The organism is Aquipuribacter hungaricus, assembly GCF_037860755.1.
In the GTDB taxonomy this organism is placed as follows: Bacteria; Actinomycetota; Actinomycetes; order Actinomycetales; family JBBAYJ01; genus Aquipuribacter; species Aquipuribacter hungaricus.
Map to the genome: position 1 here is coordinate 1 of NZ_JBBEOI010000538.1, position 554 is coordinate 554.

At 80.0% G+C, this 554-nt stretch carries 1 pseudogene; it reads right to left on the bottom strand.

The annotated features are described in order from the left end of the window. Nucleotides 1–554: pseudogene (locus WCS02_RS21055) on the bottom strand (helix-turn-helix transcriptional regulator); the annotation flags it as partial.

Sequence of the window (554 nt, forward strand, 5' to 3'; positions counted from 1 at the left end):
CACCGGGCGTCCTCGTACGGGTAGCCGTAGCCGAACGCCTCGAGGGCCTCGGGCCAGGCGGCGTGCGGGTCCGTCCCGCCCGCCGGGGGCAGCAGCCGCGACCCCTCGGCCCGCGCCCGGGCCAGCCACGCCATCGCCTCGGGGCCCGGGCGGTGCATCCCGTCGGGCCGGGCTGCCAGCAGCTCGAGCACGAAGGCCTCCAGCGTGTCGAGCCGTGCCTGTGCGCGCTCCGCCAGCGCCGCCACGCGGGCGCCGTCGTGGCGCAGCGCGGCCTCCTCGGCGACGTCGGCGAGCGCGGCCACCTCGACCGCGGCCAGCCAGACCACGCCCATCTGGTCCGCGCCGTGGCAGCGGGCCAGGTCGTCGATCGCCGCCCGGGCCAGGTCCGCCGCCTCGTCCGGGCGCCCCTGCCAGCGCCGCAGCTCCGCCAGGCAGCCGTCGACGCCGAGCTGCACCTGCAGGTCCTGCCCGCGCGAGGCCACGAGCCGGGTGACGGCCGCCTCGGCCCCTGCGTCGCCGCGGCCGACCTGCACGTACAGCCCTGCCGCGGCCAG